Source organism: Acinetobacter sp. YH12134 (assembly GCF_013418555.1).
In the GTDB taxonomy this organism is placed as follows: Bacteria; Pseudomonadota; Gammaproteobacteria; order Pseudomonadales; family Moraxellaceae; genus Acinetobacter; species Acinetobacter indicus.
This window is the reverse complement of the sequence record NZ_VPBT01000002.1, coordinates 1-21,737: the sequence shown is the minus strand read 5'-3', so window position 1 is coordinate 21,737 and position 21,737 is coordinate 1. Positions and strand designations below refer to the sequence as shown.

General features: G+C 44.9%; 17 protein-coding genes. 11 read left to right on the top strand and 6 right to left on the bottom strand.

The features are described 5' to 3' along the window. Nucleotides 1-10: 10 nt before the first annotated feature. The 6 genes from FTU69_RS01565 to tssH are packed head-to-tail and all read right to left on the bottom strand — an operon-like array spanning nt 11 to nt 7,631. On the bottom strand, nt 11-973 hold the full coding sequence (locus FTU69_RS01565; protein WP_180103387.1) for a M15 family metallopeptidase: 963 nt from the start codon (nt 971-973) through the stop codon (nt 11-13). Next, nucleotides 970-1,614, bottom strand: a complete 645-nt coding sequence (locus FTU69_RS01560) for a hypothetical protein (protein ID WP_127799551.1) — start codon at nt 1,612-1,614, stop codon at nt 970-972. Before FTU69_RS01560 ends, FTU69_RS01565 begins: the two co-directional genes overlap by 4 nt. A gap of 14 nt (nt 1,615-1,628) precedes the next feature. Beyond that, entirely contained in the window at nt 1,629-2,435 is an 807-nt protein-coding gene (icmH, locus tag FTU69_RS01555; RefSeq protein ID WP_104471483.1) for a type IVB secretion system protein IcmH/DotU, read from the bottom strand. Nucleotides 2,436-2,447: 12 nt separating this feature from the next. Further along, the gene (gene tssK / locus FTU69_RS01550) at nt 2,448-3,812 is read right to left on the bottom strand and encodes a type VI secretion system baseplate subunit TssK (RefSeq protein ID WP_104489351.1); all 1,365 of its coding nucleotides are present in this window, start codon (nt 3,810-3,812) and stop codon (nt 2,448-2,450) included. A 5-nt stretch (nt 3,813-3,817) separates the two neighbouring features. Then, on the bottom strand, nt 3,818-4,933 hold the full coding sequence (gene tssA / locus FTU69_RS01545; protein WP_180087982.1) for a type VI secretion system protein TssA: 1,116 nt from the start codon (nt 4,931-4,933) through the stop codon (nt 3,818-3,820). 19 nt (nt 4,934-4,952) lie between these two features. Continuing rightward, nucleotides 4,953-7,631 carry a type VI secretion system ATPase TssH gene (gene tssH / locus FTU69_RS01540; protein WP_180061539.1) on the bottom strand — a complete coding sequence of 893 codons (2,679 nt, stop codon included), beginning with the start codon at nt 7,629-7,631 and terminating at the stop codon, nt 4,953-4,955. Nucleotides 7,632-8,021: 390 nt separating this feature from the next. Between tssH and FTU69_RS01535 the strand changes: the two genes are divergently transcribed. From FTU69_RS01535 to FTU69_RS01485, 11 genes are all read left to right on the top strand, one after another. Continuing rightward, nucleotides 8,022-8,660 (top strand): hypothetical protein, encoded by a 639-nt coding sequence (locus FTU69_RS01535; RefSeq protein WP_104483770.1) that lies wholly within the window; start codon nt 8,022-8,024, stop codon nt 8,658-8,660. 20 nt (nt 8,661-8,680) lie between these two features. Continuing rightward, a complete protein-coding gene (tssB, locus tag FTU69_RS01530; protein ID WP_045795670.1) occupies nt 8,681-9,184 on the top strand; it encodes a type VI secretion system contractile sheath small subunit in 504 nt (167 codons plus the stop codon). Continuing rightward, nucleotides 9,177-10,658: a type VI secretion system contractile sheath large subunit gene (tssC, locus tag FTU69_RS01525; RefSeq protein WP_005177804.1), complete on the top strand. Its 1,482-nt coding sequence runs from the start codon at nt 9,177-9,179 to the stop codon at nt 10,656-10,658. Before tssB ends, tssC begins: the two co-directional genes overlap by 8 nt. Before the next feature lie 44 nt (nt 10,659-10,702). Continuing rightward, nucleotides 10,703-11,206, top strand: coding sequence for a type VI secretion system tube protein Hcp (locus FTU69_RS01520; RefSeq protein ID WP_005177807.1), 504 nt, complete (start codon nt 10,703-10,705; stop codon nt 11,204-11,206). 67 nt (nt 11,207-11,273) lie between these two features. After that, on the top strand, nt 11,274-11,750 hold the full coding sequence (tssE, locus tag FTU69_RS01515; protein WP_045795669.1) for a type VI secretion system baseplate subunit TssE: 477 nt from the start codon (nt 11,274-11,276) through the stop codon (nt 11,748-11,750). Between the two features lie 11 nt (nt 11,751-11,761). After that, entirely contained in the window at nt 11,762-13,567 is a 1,806-nt protein-coding gene (gene tssF / locus FTU69_RS01510; protein ID WP_180061538.1) for a type VI secretion system baseplate subunit TssF, read from the top strand. Then, nucleotides 13,531-14,526, top strand: a complete 996-nt coding sequence (tssG, locus tag FTU69_RS01505; protein ID WP_180103386.1) for a type VI secretion system baseplate subunit TssG — start codon at nt 13,531-13,533, stop codon at nt 14,524-14,526. Before tssF ends, tssG begins: the two co-directional genes overlap by 37 nt. Beyond that, on the top strand, nt 14,523-15,941 hold the full coding sequence (locus FTU69_RS01500) for a hypothetical protein (RefSeq protein ID WP_180103385.1): 1,419 nt from the start codon (nt 14,523-14,525) through the stop codon (nt 15,939-15,941). The genes tssG and FTU69_RS01500 overlap by 4 nt, the downstream gene beginning before the upstream one ends. 40 nt (nt 15,942-15,981) lie before the next feature. Then, entirely contained in the window at nt 15,982-19,797 is a 3,816-nt protein-coding gene (gene tssM / locus FTU69_RS01495; protein ID WP_127801016.1) for a type VI secretion system membrane subunit TssM, read from the top strand. Between the two features lie 31 nt (nt 19,798-19,828). Continuing rightward, nucleotides 19,829-20,788, top strand: a complete 960-nt coding sequence (gene tagF, locus FTU69_RS01490; protein WP_075167762.1) for a type VI secretion system-associated protein TagF — start codon at nt 19,829-19,831, stop codon at nt 20,786-20,788. Between the two features lies 1 nt (nt 20,789). After that, a complete protein-coding gene (locus tag FTU69_RS01485) occupies nt 20,790-21,557 on the top strand; it encodes an OmpA family protein (RefSeq protein ID WP_168384105.1) in 768 nt (255 codons plus the stop codon). Nucleotides 21,558-21,737: the final 180 nt, after the last annotated feature.

Below are 21,737 nucleotides of genomic sequence, written 5' to 3'. Positions count from 1 at the left end.
CGGTATTGTTTTAATCAAGTGCATTGGCCATCAGCTGACCTTCCGAGGTCAGCTTTTCTGCCATTTCCCGGGTTTTCTTTAAGCCTGGCATCCGGTATTCGGTATGGCCGTAATCTTTAATGGATTTCCAGCGGCCACCCCAAGTCAGGCCGACCGACTCCGCCACTTCACCATACAGTTCATAACCGCGCATTGCCCATGGGTCACGCTCGGAAATCACCACTTTGCCATTACGTTTAAAGGCCACATCGGCGGCTAAACCAAATTGATGATAGCTTTGATAACCACGGGCACGGGTGGTGTTTTTATTTTTGGACAGCGAGTTTTGTCGCTCCGGACTACGATAACCCTCCAATAGCACCAGCTCATAGCCATGGCGTTCTTTCATGATTTTAAACACCATCAGCAGGCGCTGTTTATAACGTGGATTCATCTTGTGCCATTTCCGATCAGCGCTGACAATTGATGGATTGACATGAGAGTGAGCATGTAAATCTTCTACTGCCGGATCATAATTATGCTGATCTGCCGGCACAGCCGCCCACTGATTTTCCAGTTGCATGGCCTCAACCACGGCGGCTTCGACCAGTGCTTCTTCTACTTCAGGTGGTGGTGATAGCATTTCACCTTCAAGCAGGGCATAAACTTGAGGATCGACTTCTCTTAAATAGTCGGCTTCAATTTTGGTGGCGCTAATCGGGCGGGTAAAGGCAAACAGAATGATGCTGGAAAACAGAAAAAATCCGGCAATCAAAATCCACCATTGCTGAATATGCCAATGGGTTTGAATCTGTTCTGCTGCAGCCGCATGATTAAACTGTTGAGCCAGACTTTTCACCGAGCTCAACTGTTTTTTACTGTTAGGAATAAGTGCCTGAAAACCGGATAACACCTTGGCGCGTAATTCATAAGACAACAATAGCGCTAAGCTACAGGCCACAAGCACAAAGGCAATAAAAATAACCGCAATCATGGATGAACAGCAGTGTCCTGTACGCTTACAGTTTCAACTTTTTCCACCGGTTTACGGGTGACCGAAATTTGGACACTGGCCTGTGGTGTTTCTTCTGGTTCTACGGCGGCCATTGGCACCACAACCGGTGCGGCCGGTTTAGCAGGACCAGCTTTGGCTGGTGCTGGAGCTGGTTTTTGTACAGATGGCTGTTTTGCTGTCACCACAGGAGTACTGGCCATGTCTTGCGGAAAGTTCGGAGCTACACGCGCTTGATTTGGCGCAGGCTGGGCAGCAACTTTTGCTGGTTGATGGGAAAAGATTTTACTTAGTTCACCATCATTGGGTTGCTGAAATTCAACCGGATGTTCAGTCTGCACATCTTCGAGTTCTTCAAAACTACTAGAGTGATCGGTCATCTGGTTTTTTAATTCTTCCAGTTCTGCCGGCAGTTCCGATGGAGTAACCGCTGGCGCGGCCATTGCCTGAGTGGACTCTGCTAGTGTTGTCGATGGCTGGCCTGCATAAAAATAGGCATAACCGGCTAAACCGGTGACCATGACCCCCGCCACAAAACCGCCCAGACTATATAAAAGTGGCGACGGCGATTTTGGCTTGTTACTTTGTAAAATCCGTAATGAAGTTTGTTTTTCGTTTGCCATGTTTTATCTAAATTTTATGGTAAATGAATGGTGATATGCGCCTGTTCCGTTGGTGCAGTAATCACGTTTTGATATTGGCTCATTGCGCTATTATTCTGGTTGGACAGCATGTAACGCAGGCCGGCAAAGGACAATAAGGCAAAAAGGGCTAAGAACAGCAAAATCCAGAAAAAAGGTAATTCACGGTGAATAATATGTTTGATCTGATCCGGTAAGGCGGCAAAAGGCGAAAACGCGGTTTTCTTGCCTTTCAGATAATCAATTTCATCGCCAACACGCGCCACAATATGGTTTAGTGCTTCCATCGACTCAATACGATATTTGCCCTGAAAGCCCAGCAGCATGCAGTAATGATAAACCTCCAAAGCCGCCAGACGTTCTTTGCCGCGACTTCTGAGCTGTTCCAGCATTTCAAAAAAGCGATAGCCGGCCAGCTGCGAACCAAACAGATTGAGTTGTAGGGGATTAATTAGCCAGTGATTCTGCAAATCAAAAAACTGCGGGTCTTGCTGGGTCACAATGGTTTCATCCAGCAAGGCACAATACGCATATTTGGCATCGTGAATATCATCGGCTGAAAACTGCAATTTTTTTGCTTGGGTTTCAAAACGGTTCAGCATATCCATGATTTTTTCGCGGAATGCTTCAACATTGCCCGGCACATACTGGTTCTTGATCAGGAACACAATATAGAAGCCGTCATGAAGTAAATCGACCAGATTAGAACTATTGCTGATTTTCGGGTTGACCTGTGGCGGGGTCAGACCGGTACCAATCTGACCATCATCAAATAAGGAAGGTGCATGATGTGGAGTATTCATGAAAAAATGTCCTTAACCGTTCATGACAGCAATAAGTTCAATAGAAAGATCCTGGAAGCCAGCCGGTACATAAATACAGATCGATTCCGAGTCGAGCATACGTTGATACAGGTCATTATTCGGCTCAATTTCAAAATAACTCACTCCGGAACGTACTGGAATGGCAGTCGGCACCTGCATCAGGTGATGAATTGGAATAGCCGGTAAGGCGGCCATCACACGCTGTTCAACATCAACCGTATTACCGACTTTAAAACGCAGCGGCACAATCTGGATCAGTTCATGCGCCTGCATCATCGAGCTGGACACGGCAATATACAGACGGGTATCGCGGGTAATTTTGTCGGATTCCAGACTGCCGACCCAATAAGACGGACGGATTTCTTTCAGGGCGATGCTGATATAACGGCTGGAAATAATGGTATCCAGCAATTCTCTGAGGATGACATCCAGCTGTTCAAAACTGTCCTGTAGCTGATGATGCTTATAACGCGGCAACTGATCGACTTCATAGGCCGTCGAGAAGGTCAGCAAAGAACCGGTTAAACGTAATAATTCAAAAAATAGACGTTCCGGATGAATCTGAGGATATTGCAGAACATGACTTAAAGTCGCATGTGCAGTATTTAAGGCATTCACCAGCCAGAACGAAACAATATCGCCAGAACGGAATTCAATCAGTTTCTGTTCATTTTCCCGGTTATTGGTTTGAATGGTTTTGATTTTGGCTTTAATCACATTCAAGGTGCGGCGCAGGCTTTGCAGCAAGCTGTCGCTCGATTCAATATGTAAAATTGGTGGAATAAATTTGCGCTCAAACTCGAAATGGCCGGAACTGTGACGTTTGATTTTGGCCACCGGCAAATAGATAAAGCCATCCATTTCATGATTTGGTTCAAACTGGGCATCCAGCAGTTTAAATTCGGCACGGCGTTTCAGCAGGGTAATATCTGCCGGGGTAGCGTCGGTGAATAAATCATGGGTTTGAGTGAGATGTGAATGGTAACGGCCCGGTTGAGCGCCAGATTCAAACACCACATTATTTTTATTTGGCTGTACAATCGGTAGCGCTAGATAAACCAGCATTTCACCACGCAGATTCAGGTCATCCAGCTGTACTGGTTCAGGTAGTAAATCACGTGCTGGCGCCTGATAGATTTCTCCATCTTGCCACAGCATTTCAATACTTTCTAAAGCCAGCACATGGGTATTTAGCTGTGCTTCATCAAACTTTATAGATTGCACGCCATAAGCAAATGGAATGGTGGAACGAACAGTATGGTTCAGGCGCTGTTCATGATAGCTGTCTTGCAACTGAAAATGTTGCGGGCGTAAAAATAAGCCTTCGCCCCAAAGAATTTTATCTGCTTTAAACATGGCACTTACCAATCACTATTTGTTTCATTAGAGCTTTGCACACCCAGTAATTCCTGAATATTTTCAAGCGGGTTGTCATTTTTAATTACCTGAGTCAGCCATTCATGCAGCGGCATCTGACTCCATTTAATGGTTTTTTGCAGCATGTAGCTGACCGGGCTATGGGGTTCATTGGCCTGAAAGTAATCGGCAATTTCCTGTAAAACCTGCATGGCCTGTTCACGGTTGGCCAGATGGTTTTGAGGTTGCGGTTGAAAACCGGTCGGTGAATTCATGATGGGCATCGCTATGGCAGGGGCTGCTGTAGTATTAATGGCATCAGCAGTCACAATGTTATTCTGTTCAGATGCTTCAACCAGAGTCTGCGCGGCAAAGGCATCTGTTTTATATAATTTTTTAAGCGTGGAATGAATCGAATCGAGCTGTGAGTCAATGGCGGCAAAACTTGGTGCATCCAGGCCCATCAATTGATCCAGTACTTCTTTTAAACTTGACCACTGCTGCAAAATGTCCAGAAAGTGCTGGTAATTCTGGTATTGCAGCGACTTCGAGGTATTCAACAGCGCCTGATCAAACTGCTCCAGCTGTGGCGTGGCTGCTTGATCAGATGAATCTTCACTTTGCTTGCGACGCAAATTGTCCTGATACAGAAAATTGTCATAATCACGCAGGCTCAAGTGAGGTGCAGTCACAATCGGCACGGTTTTAATCAGCACCGGAATCTGGTTAATCAAACCTTGCAATAAACCAATACGCTGGTCCAGATCATCATCTTCAATTTCCGGATGCAGCTGCAACCAGTATTCATTCAAGCTTCGATGGCTGAGTTGAATAGCCTGAGCAATGCCCTCAAAGCCATACAAATTGCTCCATGCTTCCAGCAGCCAGCCATATAAACGGATATCCTTGGTTTTACTTTCCAGTAATTCAGTCGATTTGCTATGTACAAAACCCCAGTCGGCCTGTTTGGGTTCGGAGACCCAATCGCCCTGATCGAGAAGCGGATCATCCTGAGTTTTGGCCTTTTTAATGGCATGAAACTCATTGGAAAAAGAATAATCTTCTCCGCAAGGCTGTTCAGCCGAAATGGGGTGTAACAATACATCGAGGTTGAGGTTCATTGCTGTTCTGAATCCTTGATCACGCTTCAGTCATCTTTGCTTTTTTACTGCTTCGTTTTTTGGCCGTTTTTTGTTCCGGATCGAGCTGATAGATGATTTCATCGTCTTTGACATCAATATGAATCAGTTGCGGAATTTTTTGCTCGGCCAGTGCCATCAGGATTTCTGTCGCCAAGGCCGGAAGCACCGAAGAATTCAGAATATTGTCGACATTACGTGCACCACTATCGACTTCGGTACAGCGACTCAGCAGTAATTCAATTAAATCGTCGGAATAGCTGACTTTGGTCTGGTACTGCTGTTCCAGACGCGCGGTAATTTTACCGAGTTTGTGCTGGATAATTTGCACCAGTAAATCATCATGCAATGGGTAATACGGCACAATCCGCATACGTCCTAAAAAGGCCGGTTTGAACTGCTTGTACAAACTTGGTTTCAGCTTTTCAATCAGCTGTTCTGCGCTTGGCCATTCATCTACCGGCAGCGGCAGGCAACTTTGCATGATGGCGCCGGAACCGGCGTTAGAGGTCAGCAGGATGGTGGTATTTTTAAAGTCAATCAGGCGACCTTCACCATCTTCGAGCATGCCTTTATCAAACACCTGATAGAACAGTTCCTGCACATCACTATGCGCTTTTTCAATTTCATCGAGCAGGACCACGCTATACGGATTACGACGTACGGCTTCCGTCAGCACACCGCCTTGACCATAACCCACATAACCCGGCGGCGCACCTTTTAAAGATGAAACCGTATGCGCTTCCTGATATTCCGACATGTTGATGGTAATCAGATGCGATTCACCACCGTATAACTCATTGGCCAAGGCCAGGGCAGTTTCAGTTTTACCAACCCCACTTGGGCCGACCAGCAGGAACACGCCTTGCGGTTTGTTTGGATCTTCCAACTTGGCTTTTGAGGTTTTAATACCTTGCACCAGTTGATGCAGGGCATAGTCTTGCCCCATAACACGCTCAGAAAGTTTATCTTCTAAGGTCAGAACCTGCTTGATTTCATCATTAATCATTTTTCCGACAGGAATACCGGTCCAGTCCGAGATAATTTCATTAATAATCTGGGCATTGACGCGTTCAAATACCAGCGGATGTTGACCTTGCAGTTGCTGCAACTGGCTGCGTAACTGCTGCATCTGGGTCTGGCTGTTTTCATCGGCTTCGGTCTGCTGTTCTAGCGTCTGAATCTGCTGAACCAGTTCCAGTTCTTGTTGCCATTGCTGTTGTGTATCGGCAATTTCCTGCTCAAGAGCAGTAATTTTCTGATTTAAACCGTCTAAACGTTCATGATGAATCGGGAAGTGTGCATGTTCTTTTTCAACAATTTCGCGTTCAAGTGTTAAATTGTGCAGCTGCGCCTGTAACTGATCGAGTTTCACCGGCTGGGCATTTTGAGTCAGCGCCACACGTGCAGCGGCGGTATCTAATACACTAATCGCTTTATCCGGGAGCTGGCGACCACTGATATAACGATGTGAGGCATGCACAGCCGTGACAATTGCTTCATCATCAATATTCAGCTTAAAGTGATTGGCCATCACCGGAATCATGGCGCGCAGCATATCAATTGCGACTTCTTCAGTTGGCTCTTCAACTTTGACCACCTGGAAACGGCGGCTGAGCGCGGCATCTTTTTCAAAATACTGTTTATATTCGGCCCAAGTGGTGGCCGCGATAGTACGTAACTCACCACGAGCCAGTGCTGGTTTCAGCAGGTTGGCGGCATCATTTTGACCGGCCTGACCACCAGCACCAATTAAGGTATGCGCTTCATCAATAAACAGGATAATCGGATGAGTCGAAGCCTGAACTTCCTGAATCACCTGTTTTAAGCGGTTTTCAAATTCACCTTTAACACTGGCACCAGCCTGTAACAGGCCCATATCCAGCACATGCAGATGCACGTTCTTCAGCGCATCGGGTACCTGGTTATTGGCAATTTTAAGTGCCAAACCTTCTACCACCGCAGTTTTTCCGACACCCGGTTCACCCGTTAAAATCGGATTGTTCTGACGGCGACGCATTAAAATGTCCAGCATCAGACGGATTTCAAATTCACGGCCAATCACCGGATCAATTGCGCCCGTTCTGGCTTTTTCAGTCAGGTTAATGGTGTATTGATCCAGCGCAGGTGTTTTTTTGCTATTTGGTGCAGGCTCGATAGCTGTGACGCTTTCAGTTTCAGCCGTTTCCGGGACAGTAGCGTTTTCATTTTCGACACTTTTGACACATACATCTAAGAATTTGTGCTTCATGGTGTCAATTGGGAACAGGTCAAACAGGCTCGAAGCACGCACTGCAATCTGATAAAGATCAGGTGCGGTTAGCAAAGCAACCAGTAAGTGACCGCTACGAATTTGCGGATTTTGCTCGGCCGAGGCTAATAACCAGGCTTGCTCTAACAGACGAATGATAGATTTTGCAAAGATAGGTGTACGAGAATTACCCTTTGGCAGGTGACTGACACTTTCTTTTAAATCATGAATGAGATCATCTTTTAAAATTTTATATTTATCGAGAAGGAGACTCAGGTCATTTTTATGGTCTTGGGTTAATAATTCTAGGAAAAAGTGTTCTATTTCAATTTCGTAGTTCTGCTGATTAATACAGGCATTGGCAGACTTTTCTAAGGCTGTTCTGGCATGACTTGATAGTTTATTAATCAAAATTTTTAAATTATTCATAACACGCTCTAGTTATAATTCCAGTCCAAATGGGTTAAAGTAGCGACCATGGGCTGAACATCGTTTTCAGTAAATAAAATAAATTTTACTTACATATCAATAACTTGTATTGATATAAATATTAGGGTTGTAGTATTCTACCTAAAATTTTTTCAAAAATGAAAACAAATAAGACAAAAATAATTTTACCTGAAACAAAAATATGACAATTATTGTCGATAGTTGGCAGAATTTGTCTTGACGCCAGAAGTTTATTTTTTGTTAAATTTGCGCTATGTTTTTTTTTGATAAAAATTGTTCGTGTTCAGTTTTCAAATACACCCATTCACTATAAATGAATTTAGAAATTAGAGGCTCGTTTTGAAAAAAAGTATTCTTCTTTTTCCCCTAATGGCGACACTTTGTGCCACCCCAATTGCTTATGCAGATGAGCAGATTGAGCTAAAACGAGGCTGTATCAAGGATTATCCGCTGGTTAAGGGAGAAACTGATCAGGCATTGTTGGGGATTTATCAGCAAGTGTGTGCCAAAGAAAATAAAAAAAATCAAGAGGTGAAACAAGAACTGCAAGTTCAAGCCGCAAAACGTTTTCAGGAACTTGGTAAAAATATGAAGACCCTGCAGCTGGTAGAACAGCTGGAAAACCAGGGCGTACGCCATCCAGACCTGACTGATGCGCACTTTTTAGCAGGCGTTTCGATTGCCAAAAATGCCTTAAACTATATGCGTACCGAGCAAATGCGCTTTTTATCTGACGAAGTGACCTATCCAGCGGCCAAGGAATTATCGGATACTATCCGCGCTTCAGTGCCTGCTCCGGATACCAGTTCTGCCAAGGCCATTACCAATGCATCGCTTGCCAAAAAAGCTGCAGCCCAACGTGCTGCAGCACGTAAAGCAAGCAGTAATGCAAGTCGTGCTAAAACCACACGTACCGCATCGACCAAGGCAGCAACTGCAACAAGAACAACTGCTCCGGCAGCAAAACCAGCGGCTTCAAATAATCCATTTGAATCGCTACGAAAATAATAAAACAGGATCACTGTATTATGGCTAAACGTGAAAGTGTACAAAAGAAACTTCAGCGCATTCGTCCTCCACGTGTTCAACTGACTTATGATGTTGAAGTGGGTGATGGCAAAGAAGTGAAAGAATTGCCTTTTGTGGTGGGGGTATTGGGGGATTTCTCTGCTGCTTCTGAACTGGAAAAGACCAAATTAAAAGATAAAAAATTCATTAATGTTGACCTGGATAACATTGATGAAGTGATGGAATCTTTGGCGCCACGCGCAGCATTTGATGTGGAAAACACCTTAACCGAAGAGGGCGGTCGCATGTCGGTGGATCTGACCTTCACTTCCATGGAAGATTTCCGTCCGGAAAGCGTGGTGCAACAGGTTGATCCGCTGCGTAAACTGGTCGAAGCACGTGAGCGTTTAACCGATTTGCGTAACAAGATTTCCAATAGCGAACGTCTGGAAGATCTGCTGGATGAAGTATTAAAAAATACTGACCAGATTCGTAAATTAAGCGCGGAGGCAGATCATGACTAATGCTCAGGCCGTTCAGGCACAAACCCAGACTGCAGAAGAACTGACTTTGCTGGACTCGATTGTCGAGCAAAGCCGGATTGCCCGCAATGAAGAAGAACATGACCGTGCCAAAAGCCTGATTGGCGAACTGGCCAAAGAAGTCATGGCCGGCACAATCACTGTTTCTGAAAACATGACCTTGTCGATTGACAAGCGTATTGCTGAAATTGATGCGCTGATTTCTGCCCAGCTCAGCAAAATCATGCATCATGAGCAGTTCCAGAAAATTGAATCGACCTGGCGCGGTTTATATTATTTCTGTCAGGAAACACCGTCGAATCCGCTGATTAAAATCCGCATGCTGAATACGACCAAAAAAGAACTGGTCAAAGATTTCCAGGGCGCGACTGATTTTGATCAGAGTACCTTGTTCAAGAAAATCTATGAAGAAGAGTATGGTTCATTTGGTGGTGCACCGTATGCGACTTTAATTGGTGACTTCGAGTTTGACCGTACGCCTTCAGATATGTATCTGCTGGAGCAGATTTCGCACGTGGCTGCGGCATCGCATGCACCATTTATTTCTGCGGCAAGTCCGAGCATTCTGGGGCTGGAATCGTTTACCGATATTGACCGTCCACGTGATGTATCCAAGATTTTCGAAACTGCAGAATATGTACAGTGGCGTTCATTTCGTGACAGCGAAGATTCACGTTATGTCGCATTGACCATGCCGCGTGTATTGGGTCGTCTACCGTTCCATCCGAAAGATGGTGCAGCCACTGAAGGCTTTAACTTTATTGAAGAAGTGTCGGGCCAAAACCATGATGAATATTTATGGATGAATGCGGCGTATGCCTTTGGTACCCGTTTAACCAATGCCTTTGATATGCATGGCTGGTGTGCGGCAATTCGTGGCGTTGAAGGTGGCGGTCTGGTCGAAGGCCTGCCGGTCCATACCTTTAAAACCAGCGATGGCGAAGTGGTCTTCAAGTGTCCAACTGAAATTGCCATTACTGACCGTCGTGAAAAAGAATTAAGCGATTTAGGCTTCATTCCACTGGTACATTGTAAAAATACTGACTACGCGGCGTTCTTTGGTGCGCAATCTGCACAAAAACCGAAGAAATACGACAGCGATAGCGCCAATGCCAACTCGGCCTTATCTAGCCAGATTCAATATATTATGGCGGTTTCGCGTATTGCCCATTATTTAAAAGCCATGATGCGCGACAAGGTCGGCAGCTTTGCCTCTGCTGGCAATGTTGAAGCCTTTTTAAATGACTGGTTATCGCAATACGTCTTGCTTGACGACGGTGCCTCTCAGGAAGCGAAAGCACAATATCCGCTTCGTGAAGCATCGGTAAAGGTTGTAGAAAATCCTGCTCAGCCGGGACACTACAAGTCTGTGGTTTTCTTAAGACCGCATTTCCAGTTGGACGAGTTGTCGGTTTCTTTGCGACTTGTTACTGAGTTACCTCAGTCCTCAAATTGAGGCAACTTATAATAACTTTTAACTAAAACAGGAAAATTTATAAAATGAAAGATATCTACGTACAGTTTCGAGGGAAGTATAAAGTTGATGGCGAATCGCGTGACGCAGAGCACAAAGATTGGCTAGAAGTAAATTCTTGGGCGCACAATATCCGTCAGCCTAAATCAGCAACTTCTTCAAGTGTAGGTGGTCATACTGCTGAGCGTGTGGAACACTCAGACATGGTTTTTGTTAAAGATTTGGATGCAACCAGTCCAAAACTTTGGGAAGCATGTTCTGCGGGTTATACCTTCGATGAAGTACAGATCGATTTCTATCGTGCTAACGGTGACAAGCGTATCAAGTACCTGCAAATCAAACTGAAACATGTACTGGTTTCAAGCGTAACGCCAACTGTGAATGAAGAAGGTGTTCCAACTGAATCATTCGGTTTGAAATATGCCGCAGTCGAGTGGACTTATAACCAGCAAGATATTAACGGTACCCAAAAAGGTGCAGTTACTAAAAAATGGTCACTTTCAAATAACACAGCATCTTACGCTGCTTAATTTGTATGACCACGGGAGGCTGGCGCTATGCCAGCCTCTACCTGATTTTATACTTAATTAGTAATACATGAATTTAGACCAGCTTTATCCGTACGGTTTTAGAACTACATTATTTGACCGGCTTTTAACTACAGAAGATTATCATTTAAAGGGGTTGTCATTACAGGAACTTCGCGAATCTGTTGCTGCAGATCTGGAAGACCTGCTCAATAGCCGCATGGCATCTTTGCATGAACAGATTGATGATTTTCCACTGGTTAAAAAGTCCATTATGCAGTTTGGGATTATTGATTTTGTCGGCTTATCGACCGCTAATCCAAGTGACCGCGATAAAATCTGCCAGTCTATTGCACAATCCATCGCGGCACATGAACCGCGTTTAAGACAGATTAAAGTTGAAATGTTATTAGATGAACAGGATATGGGGGCTTTGTGCTTGAGTATTCAGGCCTATATCAATATTCATCCCTTATATGAACCTGTGATTTTTGATGCTTTATTAAAACCAACAACACAACAATATGTTATTTCGGCACGTGCATAAGTGGGATTCCTGTGATTGAAGACTTGTTACCTTATTACGAAAAACAGCTGCAAGAATTCGGCCAGCAATCTCGTGAATTTTCCCAGAAATATCCTAAAATCGCGCAGCGTCTGTCTTTAAATCAGGAACAGATTGATGACCCGCATATCGAGCGTTTAATTCAGGCATTTTCACTAATAGCCGCGCGTATTGATAAAAAACTGGCAGACAGCTACGACATTTTTACCCGCGCCTTGTTTGAGGTCATGTTTCCACAGTACCTAAAGCCATTTCCGGCCTGTTCTGTGGTCAGCTTTGAAGATCTCAATAAAATTAAACAGCTGACCGAAGCACATATAATTCCCAAAGGCACGGCGTTAAAATCCAGAAGTTTCAAAGGCGTTCAGTGCGAGTTTTCCAGCACACACACTGTGAATTTATTGCCAATTCAGCTCAACAAGCTGGAATTCAAGAGCAATCCGAGTGCGCATATGCACTTGAACCAGAATGCAACCTTAAGTCTGGGTTTTGAAATTTTTAATCAGGCACACACATTGCTGCAACAACAGCAGTTGCCAATTTATCTTGATGCGATTTCCAATTTTCCGCTTCAGGTACTCGATGGTATTTTCAGTCCCAGTACCGGATTTTCATTAAAAATTGGCCAGCGCCAAATTCAGATTGCTAATCCGTTTCAGCTGATGGGCATGCATGAGCAGGAGAGTGTACTGCCGCTAGATGAGCATACCCATCATGCCTACCGGTTATTGCTGGAATATTTCTGCTTTCCGGAAAAGTTTAATTTCCTGAGTCTGAATCTGGATTTTCTGCATTATTTCGAAGATCAGAGCCAGTTTGAATTGCTGATTCATCTGAAACTGAACCTGAATGATCAGATGGTGATTCGCAATTATTCCGAACTGAACGTGGCTAACTTTAAATTATTTGCCACACCGGTGGTGAACCTGTTTGAGAAGCAGGCCGAACCGCAAAAAATTGATCACAAGCAGCTGGAATATCCACTGGTGACCGATGCGCATCATCCTGAGTTTTATCAGATGTATAGCATTCAGGAAATGAACATGATCCGGGAAAAAACCAATCAGGATCAGGTGGTTTTTCCGGTTTATCCATTTTTTGCCATGAGTCATTATCGGCATGAAGATATTCAGTTTTATTACGCCCTAAATGCCAAGCAGCTGCATAACCGTTTTGTGGAAACGGGCTACAGTGTATTGTCAAAGCAATTACAACCGCAGCACACCAAGTCGGATTTTATCAGCGCCAAACTGCTTTGCTCAAACCGTGACTTGCCACATGAGGCTTTAAGCCAAGCCAATAATATTTTAAATCTGAATGACAGCAGTCTGGCACGGCGCGCTCTGGTACTGAAGCGTCCGAATAAGCCGTATTATTTTGAGCAGAATAAAATGGAACAATGGCGGGTGATCTCGCATTTATCCTTAAACACCTTGTCTTTGATGAAAGGTGATGCGATCAGTCATATCAAAGAGCTGCTTGAACTTTATAACCTACCAAAATCTAAAGAAAATCATTTAATTATTGACTCAATTAAAGCGGTCGAGTTTTCGTTAACCCAGAAAATGGTCGAAGCTAAACCCTTTCCTTTATTTGTCCGTGGTCTGAAAGTGCATCTGGATATTGATCCACAGGTATTTCGTGGCCATAGCCTTTATATTTTCAGTACCTTGCTCAGTCATATCTTTAACTTAAAAGTTCAGATGAACAGCTTTGTGGATGTGGTGGTGCGCGATGCCAACAGCTTACAGGAGTTATACCAATGCGTGCAGAACGTTGGTGGCAAGAAACTTCTGTAATTGCAGATCTGGTTGAACAGCCGACGGCGTATGAGTTTATTCAGGCCACGCGGCTGCTGCGTCATGCACCTGAACAGGCCGTACAGACCGACTGGAAAAAGGGCTTTCAGTTTCAGACCTCGCTCAATCTGAATTTTCCGGCGGCAGAAATTGAAACGTTGGCGGTTGAAGATGATCAGATTCAGCTGACCAATTTAATGGTGGGACTCACCGGCATTCAGGGGGCCTTACCGTATACCTATACCCAGCGCATCCGCCAGAGTCCACGTATCCAGCGTGAAGAAACCGTGCAGTTCCTCAGTTTGTTTAATAACAAACTGACCGGCCAACATATTGAAGCCAGCTTGGCTTATAACTTGCCGGTACGTTATGAGGTCGAACACGACAATCATTATCTGGATATTCTGCATGCGCTCAATGGTTACATCCGTTCACAACATGAACAGGATGAGATGGATCATTATTTTGCAGAATTTTCAGGCCTGATGCAGGGCCAGAACAACACCGCACATGCCTTAAAAACCGTGCTGAACTGTATTTTCAAAACCGATTTTACTGTACATGAATTTATTGAAGAAAAATTCAAACTGGATGATGCGCATAAAACCTGTTTAGGCGGCAGCAATCCGGCCTTGCTTGGAGTAAATACCTTTTGTGGGGAAACCATCCGCCAGATTGATGGCAAGATTGAAATTGAAGTCGGACCTTTAAACCGGCAGCAATATCAGGAATTTTTACCGGGACAGCGAGCCAGCACTAAACTGAAAAAACTCTTACAGACCTGGTGCAGTCCGACTCTAATGGTTGACTTGCGTTTGGTGCTGAGCAAAGAAGACATTCAGCCTTTGTGTCTGAACTCCAGTCATCATGCGGAGCTAGGGCAAGGGGCTTTTTTAATGCCACAGGCACGGGCAGATAATCGTGATAGCTGTTATCCGCTGTTGGGGGATCAAAGATGATCAAGTGGATCATTGGCACTTTTGTCAGTATTTTTATTCTGGTCAGCACCGCCATTATCTTTTACTGGCGCGATATTCAGCATGATCCCGATACGGCAGATATGCTGGCATTTTTTGTATTTTTACCTTTGGCGATTACGCTGCTGCTGACGTCACCTTTCATCATTTATAGCGCAGTCCAGCATTATAAAAAACGACAGGAAGAACAAAAACAGCAGCAGGAGCAGGCAGCACTTGCCCAGCAGCAGACTCCTGAAGAAAAAGCGGAGCCGCTCAGAACGGTGGCGCTGAACCTGTACAGTGGTTATAGCCAGCATGCTTTTGGTGAAAATGAACAGATTGTCGAAGAATTAAAAAATTTCACTAGTCCGGAGCTGGATCATCAGCTGTTAAATGCCTACGGCTTGCCAATTCTGTCCTATCGGATTAAAGACCTGGATGATGAAATTGAGCTGGACGACGATGCAGATGAATATAGCGTTGACAGCCAGCGCAGTTTACGTATGCGCCGGCTGGTCCAGCAGCAGCTGGTTCAGCACAGCGATGTACTGATGCAAATTGCCGAACATTTAAAACAGTCGGCACTGTTCTATGACAGCGAGCTGGCCTATCAGTACCGTATGCATCCGGGCTGGAGTGATCCCAACCATCAGGAAGATGACAGCCTTGAACCTGAGCCGGTGCAACCTGTTATGCGTTTAAACCGGATTAATATTCATGTGGTGCTGGCAGAAGATTTGCTGCATTTGTGGAATGAAATGGACAGCCAGCAGATGATCATGGAGTTTATCCAGGATTTTCAGGTGATTCCGGAGCAGATTCATATCGAGCATCATTACTGGGGCAGTAAAAATGCCTATCAGGACTGGTTTGAACTGCTGGAACAGACCGCAGCACAAACCGAAGACGTATCACTAATTGTGCTGGTCGATTCTGAAATTGATCAGGACGTGATTGATGAAAAAACCTGGCTGACCGACCATTATTTACCAGCTGAATTTGTCTCTAGCTGTATTGTGGCCTCCACCGCGGTGCAGATTAACCAGTTAGAACCATTCAAAATGCTGCAGCTGGTGTTGAATGAAAAAAATATTGCCCATTACCTGCAGCAGCATCAGATGACAGAACTGGCGCAATTCGATCAGGAACAGCCTTTTGTGCTGATGCCAGATGATCCGACCCAGATTAAAGTCGTGAAGCAGATTGAACAGAGTTTTGCTGAGTCTCAAATCGAAACTCATCATTTTTTATATACAAAACAAAGTATTGGTCATACCCAACACTTATCGAAAGTGTTTTCTTTCATGTTGGGCATGCATCTTCCAGAGGGAATTATTTCCATGATTTACAGTACCGAACATCCGGCCACCCACGTACTTTTTATGCCGGTTTCCCATGAAACCCCACAGGGCTGATGTTGCAGTATCGCGCGAATTTTAGAACAACGAGAACAGTATGTTTTATACCATTTTAGGCTATGTCTGGCAGTATGTGACTAATCCGAAAGCGATTATTGCACTGTCTATTTTTGTGGCACTCATAGCATCTTATAACACCATTCCGCGCAATCTATTCTGGGCGCTGATGGCAGTGTATATTCTGGGTGTGGTCGGATACGGGATTTATGCCTTGATCCAGCGTTATCGTCATGAAAAGCAGGGCGAAGAGCTGGCCGAAGCCATCAGTAAAGACACCGAAGCTGAATACGGCAAGCAGAAAGACAAAGAAGAATTACAGCTGATTCAACAACAAATGAAAGAATCGATTCAGCTGATCCGCAAGTCTAAACTGGGCGATAAAAAGGGCAATGCGGCCTTATATGAATTGCCGTGGTATATGGTGATTGGTAACCCGGCCGCCGGAAAAAGTTCGGCGATTTATAACTCCGGTCTGAAATTTCCCTTTGAAGAAAGTCATCAGAAAATGGTGTCTGCCGGTTTAAGCGGTACCCGTAACTGTGACTGGTTCTTTTCCACCGAAGGGGTATTGCTGGATACAGCCGGGCGTTATTCGGTCTATTCCGAAGATCATTCTGAATGGCTCGGTTTTTTAGGTTTGCTGAAGAAAAACCGTTCTCAAGCGCCAATTAATGGCCTGATTGTAATTGTCAGCATTGCCGAGCTGGTCAGCCAGAGTCCGGAAAAATCAATTAAACTGGCCAAGAATTTACGTGCCCGGATTCAGGATTTAACCGAGCGTCTGGAAATTTATCCTCCGGTGTATCTGGTGTTTTCTAAAATGGACCTGATTGCCGGCTTTACCGAATTCTTTGAATGTTATGAAGTGAATGAGTTTGATCAGGTCTGGGGTGCAACCTTGCCCTATGATGCGGAATCTTCTCAAAATGCGGTCGAGCTGTTTGAAAAGCATTACGGCATTTTATATGACGGTTTAAAAGGCGTAAGTACTACCCATTTAAGCCGCCGCCATTCACAGAATATTTCTCCAAGTGTCATGACTTTCCCGCTGGAGTTCAAGAGCTTAAAGCCAGCGCTGAAAACCTTTATTGGTACCTTGTTTGAAGATAATCCGTACCAGTTTAAACCGGTATTCCGTGGCTTCTATTTCACCAGTGCCTTACAGGAAGGCACCATTGAAAGCCCGATGACCGAGCAGATTGCACAGGACTTTTTACTGACCAAGATTCCCAACAGTGAACATGGTGTGCCGACCCGTTCGGTTTCACAAAACCATGGTTACTTCCTGAAAGGGCTGTTTTCCGATGTGATTCTGAAAGACAAGAATCTGGTCAAACAGCATATTAATCCACTGCGTAAACGCCAGCGTTATGTTGGCTTTATTGCCGCATTGTTTGGTGTGTCGATTATTCTGGGACTGTGGGTCTGGTCGTATCGCAATAACCAGCAGTTAATTGCCGAGGTGCAGCAAGACCTGAATAAAGTGGTGCAGATTGAGCAGCGCTCTGGCACCGAACTGGCCGGACAGCTTGAAGCCTTGCTGATTCTGCAAAACCGTATGTCACAGCTGGACAGTTTTGCTGAAGATCGTCCATTAAAATTTGGCTTTGGTTTATACCAGGGCAATGAGCTGCGTGAAAAGCTGAAGACTGAATATTTGCAAGGCGTGCAGCAGATTGTGCTGCAGCCGGCACAGCAAAACATGGCACAGTATCTGCAACGGGTAAAAGCCAATGAAGAAACCCTGAAGGCCAATCATGCCAATGTGGAAATCAAGCAGGTGGCCAATCAGCAGAAATATCTGGAGCCATCGGACAGTAATCCGCAAGATGCGTACAATGCACTGAAAGCCTACTTGATGATGAGCAATCCGGAATATCGTGAAGCTGGTCATTTAAGTGATCAGGTCACGCGTTTCTGGCGTCCGTGGTTAGATGCCAACCGGGGGAATTTGGCGCGCGGCCAAATGCTGAAAGATGCCGAGCAGATTTTATCTTATGCCATGACCCTGGCCAATGATGCCAAATTCCCGAATCTGGAAGCGGATACCTTGGTGGTTGATCAGTCACGTCAGGTGTTATTGTCTGTGGTACGTGGTATGCCGGCACGTGATCGGGTCTATAACGAAATTAAAATGCGTGCAGCGGTACGTTTCCCGGCCTTAACCGTCAAACAGATGGTCGGTGAGAATAATCAGGCGGTGGTGCTGGGCAGTTATGCCTTACCGGGTGTATTTACCCAGAAAGCCTGGGCAGAATATGTCGAAACCGCCATTGATGAAGTCTCCAACCGGCCAACAGATTCTAAAGACTGGGTGTTAAACAGTACCCAGTCCGATGACCTGACCTTTAGCGGCAGCCCGGATCAGATCCGTAAACAGCTGACCGATCTGTACAAGCAGGAATATATTGCAGAATGGCGTAAATTCCTGGCTGGTGTGCACTATGCCAAAGGCAAGGAATTTAAACAGTCTGCGCAGAATATTGAAAAACTGGGTGAACCGGAAAATTCACCAATCCGTCAGATGATTACCCGGATTGCACAGGAAACCTCGTGGGATAATCCGGTGGTTCAGGCAGAACTAGCCGCACCGCAAAAAGGTTTTATTGCCTGGTTTAAACGTAAAGTGTTGAACCGCGATGAAGCGAAAATGGCGGAACAGGCCGTAGCCAGAGCACAAGGACCAATTTCCAAAGAATTCCAGATGTTCTATCAGCTGGTACGTAAGCGTGATGACCAGCAGAACAAGTCTTTACTGGATGAGTATATGCAAGCGATTGCTCAGGTGCGCAGCAAGTTCAATGACCTGAAAAGTGCGGGCGATATTGGTCCATCGGCCATGACCTTGGTGAAACAGACCATCAATGATCAAAGTTCGGTGTTTAACAGTACCCAGAAACTGGTCGATGAGAAGATGACGGTGGGCTTAAATGAACGTGACCAGCAGCTATTACAAAAACTGTTGATCAGTCCATTAACGCATTCATTTGAAAGCCTGTTAATTCCGGCGCAGGATGAGATCAATAAACTCTGGACCATGCAGGCTTATCAGCCATTTAGCGCCAATTTAAGCAAAAAATATCCATTTAATTCCTCTGCGACCTTACAAGCGACCAGCAATGAAATTAGCCAGATTTTTGGTGAAAATGGCAGTATCGCCCGTTTTGTGAAAGAGCATTTAGATCCGCTGGTGATCCGTCGTGGCTATACCTTAACCTCAAAAACCTGGAAAGATTTAGGTATCAGCCTGAACCCGCAATTTGTGATGAATTTCCAGAGCTATGTCGCGCCTAGCAATGGCATGGCGACAGGTGAATTGTCTCAAACCGCGGCGCAAGCACCGGTGAATCAGTCCAACTTCCAGTTCTATCCATTACAGAATCCGCAATTACTGGCCTATACCATTGATATTGATGGGCAGCGTATGGTTTATGAAAATGGCATTCAGCAATGGGTGAATTTCGTCTGGCCAAATCCGGGTGCGATTCCGGGTGCGCGTATTACAGCGGTGGATTTAGAAGGTAAAACCCATACCGTCTTTGATGAACCGGGTGAGTACGGCATTAACCGTCTGATTGACACGGCTCAGCGTACCCAGCAAGGCGGCAGCTTTGAAATGGTCTGGAAAAGCAAGCAGGACCCGAATATTGCGGTGAAACTGAACTTCCGACTGATTAGCGGCAACTCGGGTAATATTGGCTCAAGCCGTGGCTATGCGGGTTTACAGCTGGTTGATCAGGTGGTTACCAATAAATCGGTACGTGTCGTGGCTGCGCAAACAGCACCGACACCTGCCACTGCACGCACCAATAGCACATCGCCTTTAAAAGGAATTGAAGGAGTACAGCCATGATCAGCCAGAACAGGCGAGTGGGAGAGCAGGGATGAATGAGCTGAAAACCCTGCCATTTTATTATGGTAAATGTCCGGCCCGAGGCGATTTTTTGAAAACCAAAGGCCAATCTTCACTGATTCAGGTACTGGATCAGTGGATTACTGAGGCGCTGGAAAAAGCGATGCAATCTCCAGAGTTTCAAAGCCGCTATACGCAGTTGCCATCACTGGATTTTTTCATTGCCAATCCGCAGGAATATAAATTTCTGGTGGCCAACTTAATTGCCAGCGAAGACAGTTCGGGACGACAGTTTCCGATGGTACTGAGCCATCTGTTAGATGTAGATGTCCCCCTGGAGCATTTGCTGTACGCACCGTATCGCTATAAACAGACCCTGATTGATCTGTTTCAGAAAAACCGGGTGCTCAAGTCGATTCGTGATCCTGAGATTTTGCTGGACAAGCTGGCCAAACTGAATAACCAGATTCAGGTGTTTGATGTGCATGAAAGTGCAGCATTTTATGAACATCATACGACACATTCTTTTGCCCAGTTGATGAAAATCAGCACCTATGAGCTGGCACAAAGCATGATTGGACTGGGATTATTGCTGCAACCGGTGATCCATCAAGGCACCAGTAAATTAAATAAAGTGCTGATTTTGCCGATTAATAATCATGCCTATTGCTATGAAATTGCAGCATTTTGGGTCAGTCTGATTAGCCGTTTTGTCGCCAATCAGAACACAGAATTGCTGGTCGGTTTACTGCATTATGACAAACCCTTGCTGATTTTTGGCTTTCATGGCGCAGATATTCAGGCTTTAAGCGAAATTTTCACCCAAAACCTGGACAGTTCACATTGGGTCTCATTGGTCAATGCCAGCTGGATTGATCCGTATCTGGAGCAAAATGCAGGTTTGGCGGCGTTGGAACAGGCTTTATGTGAACGCCAGCTTAGCTTAAGCCAGGGAATCAAACTCTTTAGACAGACTTTTATAGATGGATAAAATGATTAAAAATCAATTAAATACATATAAAAAACAATGGCTGTCTGTACTCTTGTTCAGTGTTAGTAGCTGGGTATGTGCACAGCCGATTGTAGTTGAAGGCGTGGTCCCGAATGAAGCCAGCAAACAGGCCATCCTGACTAAAATGCACAGTGTGTATGGTGTGGACCAAGTAATTGATAAAATTCAGGTTAAATCGGTTGCTGCACCCAATGGCTGGAGCGAATCGGTCACACGAATGATCACGCCAGACCTAAAAAAAGTGAAGCAGGGTCAATTGTCGGTACGCGGTACGCAAATTGATTTAAATGGAAAAATGTCCAATCAAAATGATATCCAGCCAACCACAAATGCTTTTCAGGGCTTGGTACAGGCGCCATATCGTTTTAATGCACAGTTATCTGTAAATCAGGCCGAACAGAAAATTATTGATGATGCCTTGAAAAACCGGATTATTGAATTTGAATCTGGCAGTGCGGTTTTAGCCGCATCTGGGACAAAAATTCTTGATGAGATGGCGATTGCCTTAAATAAGGTTGGTGGCAAGCAGGTGAAAATTATTGGCCATACTGATAGCTCTGGTGATGCCAATAAAAACCTGATCTTAAGTAAAGAGCGTGCACAGGCGGTAAAAGATTATTTGATTGGCAAAAATATTCCTGCAGATAGTTTGAGTGTGGAAGGTTTAGGCGCCAACAAACCTGTGGCAGACAACTCAACAGCTGAGGGTCGTAAAAAGAACCGTCGTATTGAGTTTGAAGTGATTTAAGTGGTCATTAAAGGAATAAGAGCCATCTACAGGATGGCTTTTATTTAATATGCTATTGTTATTCCAAAGTAGAAATGTCCTACCTAATAACCAAATAGAAATGTCCTATATGGACATTTCCAAGTCAAGCACAGGATTTAGATTTCGTTCTTGAATTGCTGTTTTCTGTGCACGTCTGCT

Coding starts and splice junctions, on each gene's coding strand:
- FTU69_RS01565 (WP_180103387.1), bottom strand. CDS start 973: ATGATTGCGGTTATTTTTATTGCCTTTGTGCTTGTGGCCTGTAGCTTA.
- FTU69_RS01560 (WP_127799551.1), bottom strand. CDS start 1,614: ATGGCAAACGAAAAACAAACTTCATTACGGATTTTACAAAGTAACAAG.
- icmH (WP_104471483.1), bottom strand. CDS start 2,435: ATGAATACTCCACATCATGCACCTTCCTTATTTGATGATGGTCAGATT.
- tssK (WP_104489351.1), bottom strand. CDS start 3,812: ATGTTTAAAGCAGATAAAATTCTTTGGGGCGAAGGCTTATTTTTACGC.
- tssA (WP_180087982.1), bottom strand. CDS start 4,933: ATGAACCTCAACCTCGATGTATTGTTACACCCCATTTCGGCTGAACAG.
- tssH (WP_180061539.1), bottom strand. CDS start 7,631: ATGAATAATTTAAAAATTTTGATTAATAAACTATCAAGTCATGCCAGA.
- FTU69_RS01535 (WP_104483770.1), top strand. CDS start 8,022: ATGGCGACACTTTGTGCCACCCCAATTGCTTATGCAGATGAGCAGATT.
- tssB (WP_045795670.1), top strand. CDS start 8,681: ATGGCTAAACGTGAAAGTGTACAAAAGAAACTTCAGCGCATTCGTCCT.
- tssC (WP_005177804.1), top strand. CDS start 9,177: ATGACTAATGCTCAGGCCGTTCAGGCACAAACCCAGACTGCAGAAGAA.
- FTU69_RS01520 (WP_005177807.1), top strand. CDS start 10,703: ATGAAAGATATCTACGTACAGTTTCGAGGGAAGTATAAAGTTGATGGC.
- tssE (WP_045795669.1), top strand. CDS start 11,274: ATGAATTTAGACCAGCTTTATCCGTACGGTTTTAGAACTACATTATTT.
- tssG (WP_180103386.1), top strand. CDS start 13,531: ATGCGTGCAGAACGTTGGTGGCAAGAAACTTCTGTAATTGCAGATCTG.
- FTU69_RS01500 (WP_180103385.1), top strand. CDS start 14,523: ATGATCAAGTGGATCATTGGCACTTTTGTCAGTATTTTTATTCTGGTC.
- tssM (WP_127801016.1), top strand. CDS start 15,982: ATGTTTTATACCATTTTAGGCTATGTCTGGCAGTATGTGACTAATCCG.
- tagF (WP_075167762.1), top strand. CDS start 19,829: ATGAATGAGCTGAAAACCCTGCCATTTTATTATGGTAAATGTCCGGCC.
- FTU69_RS01485 (WP_168384105.1), top strand. CDS start 20,790: ATGATTAAAAATCAATTAAATACATATAAAAAACAATGGCTGTCTGTA.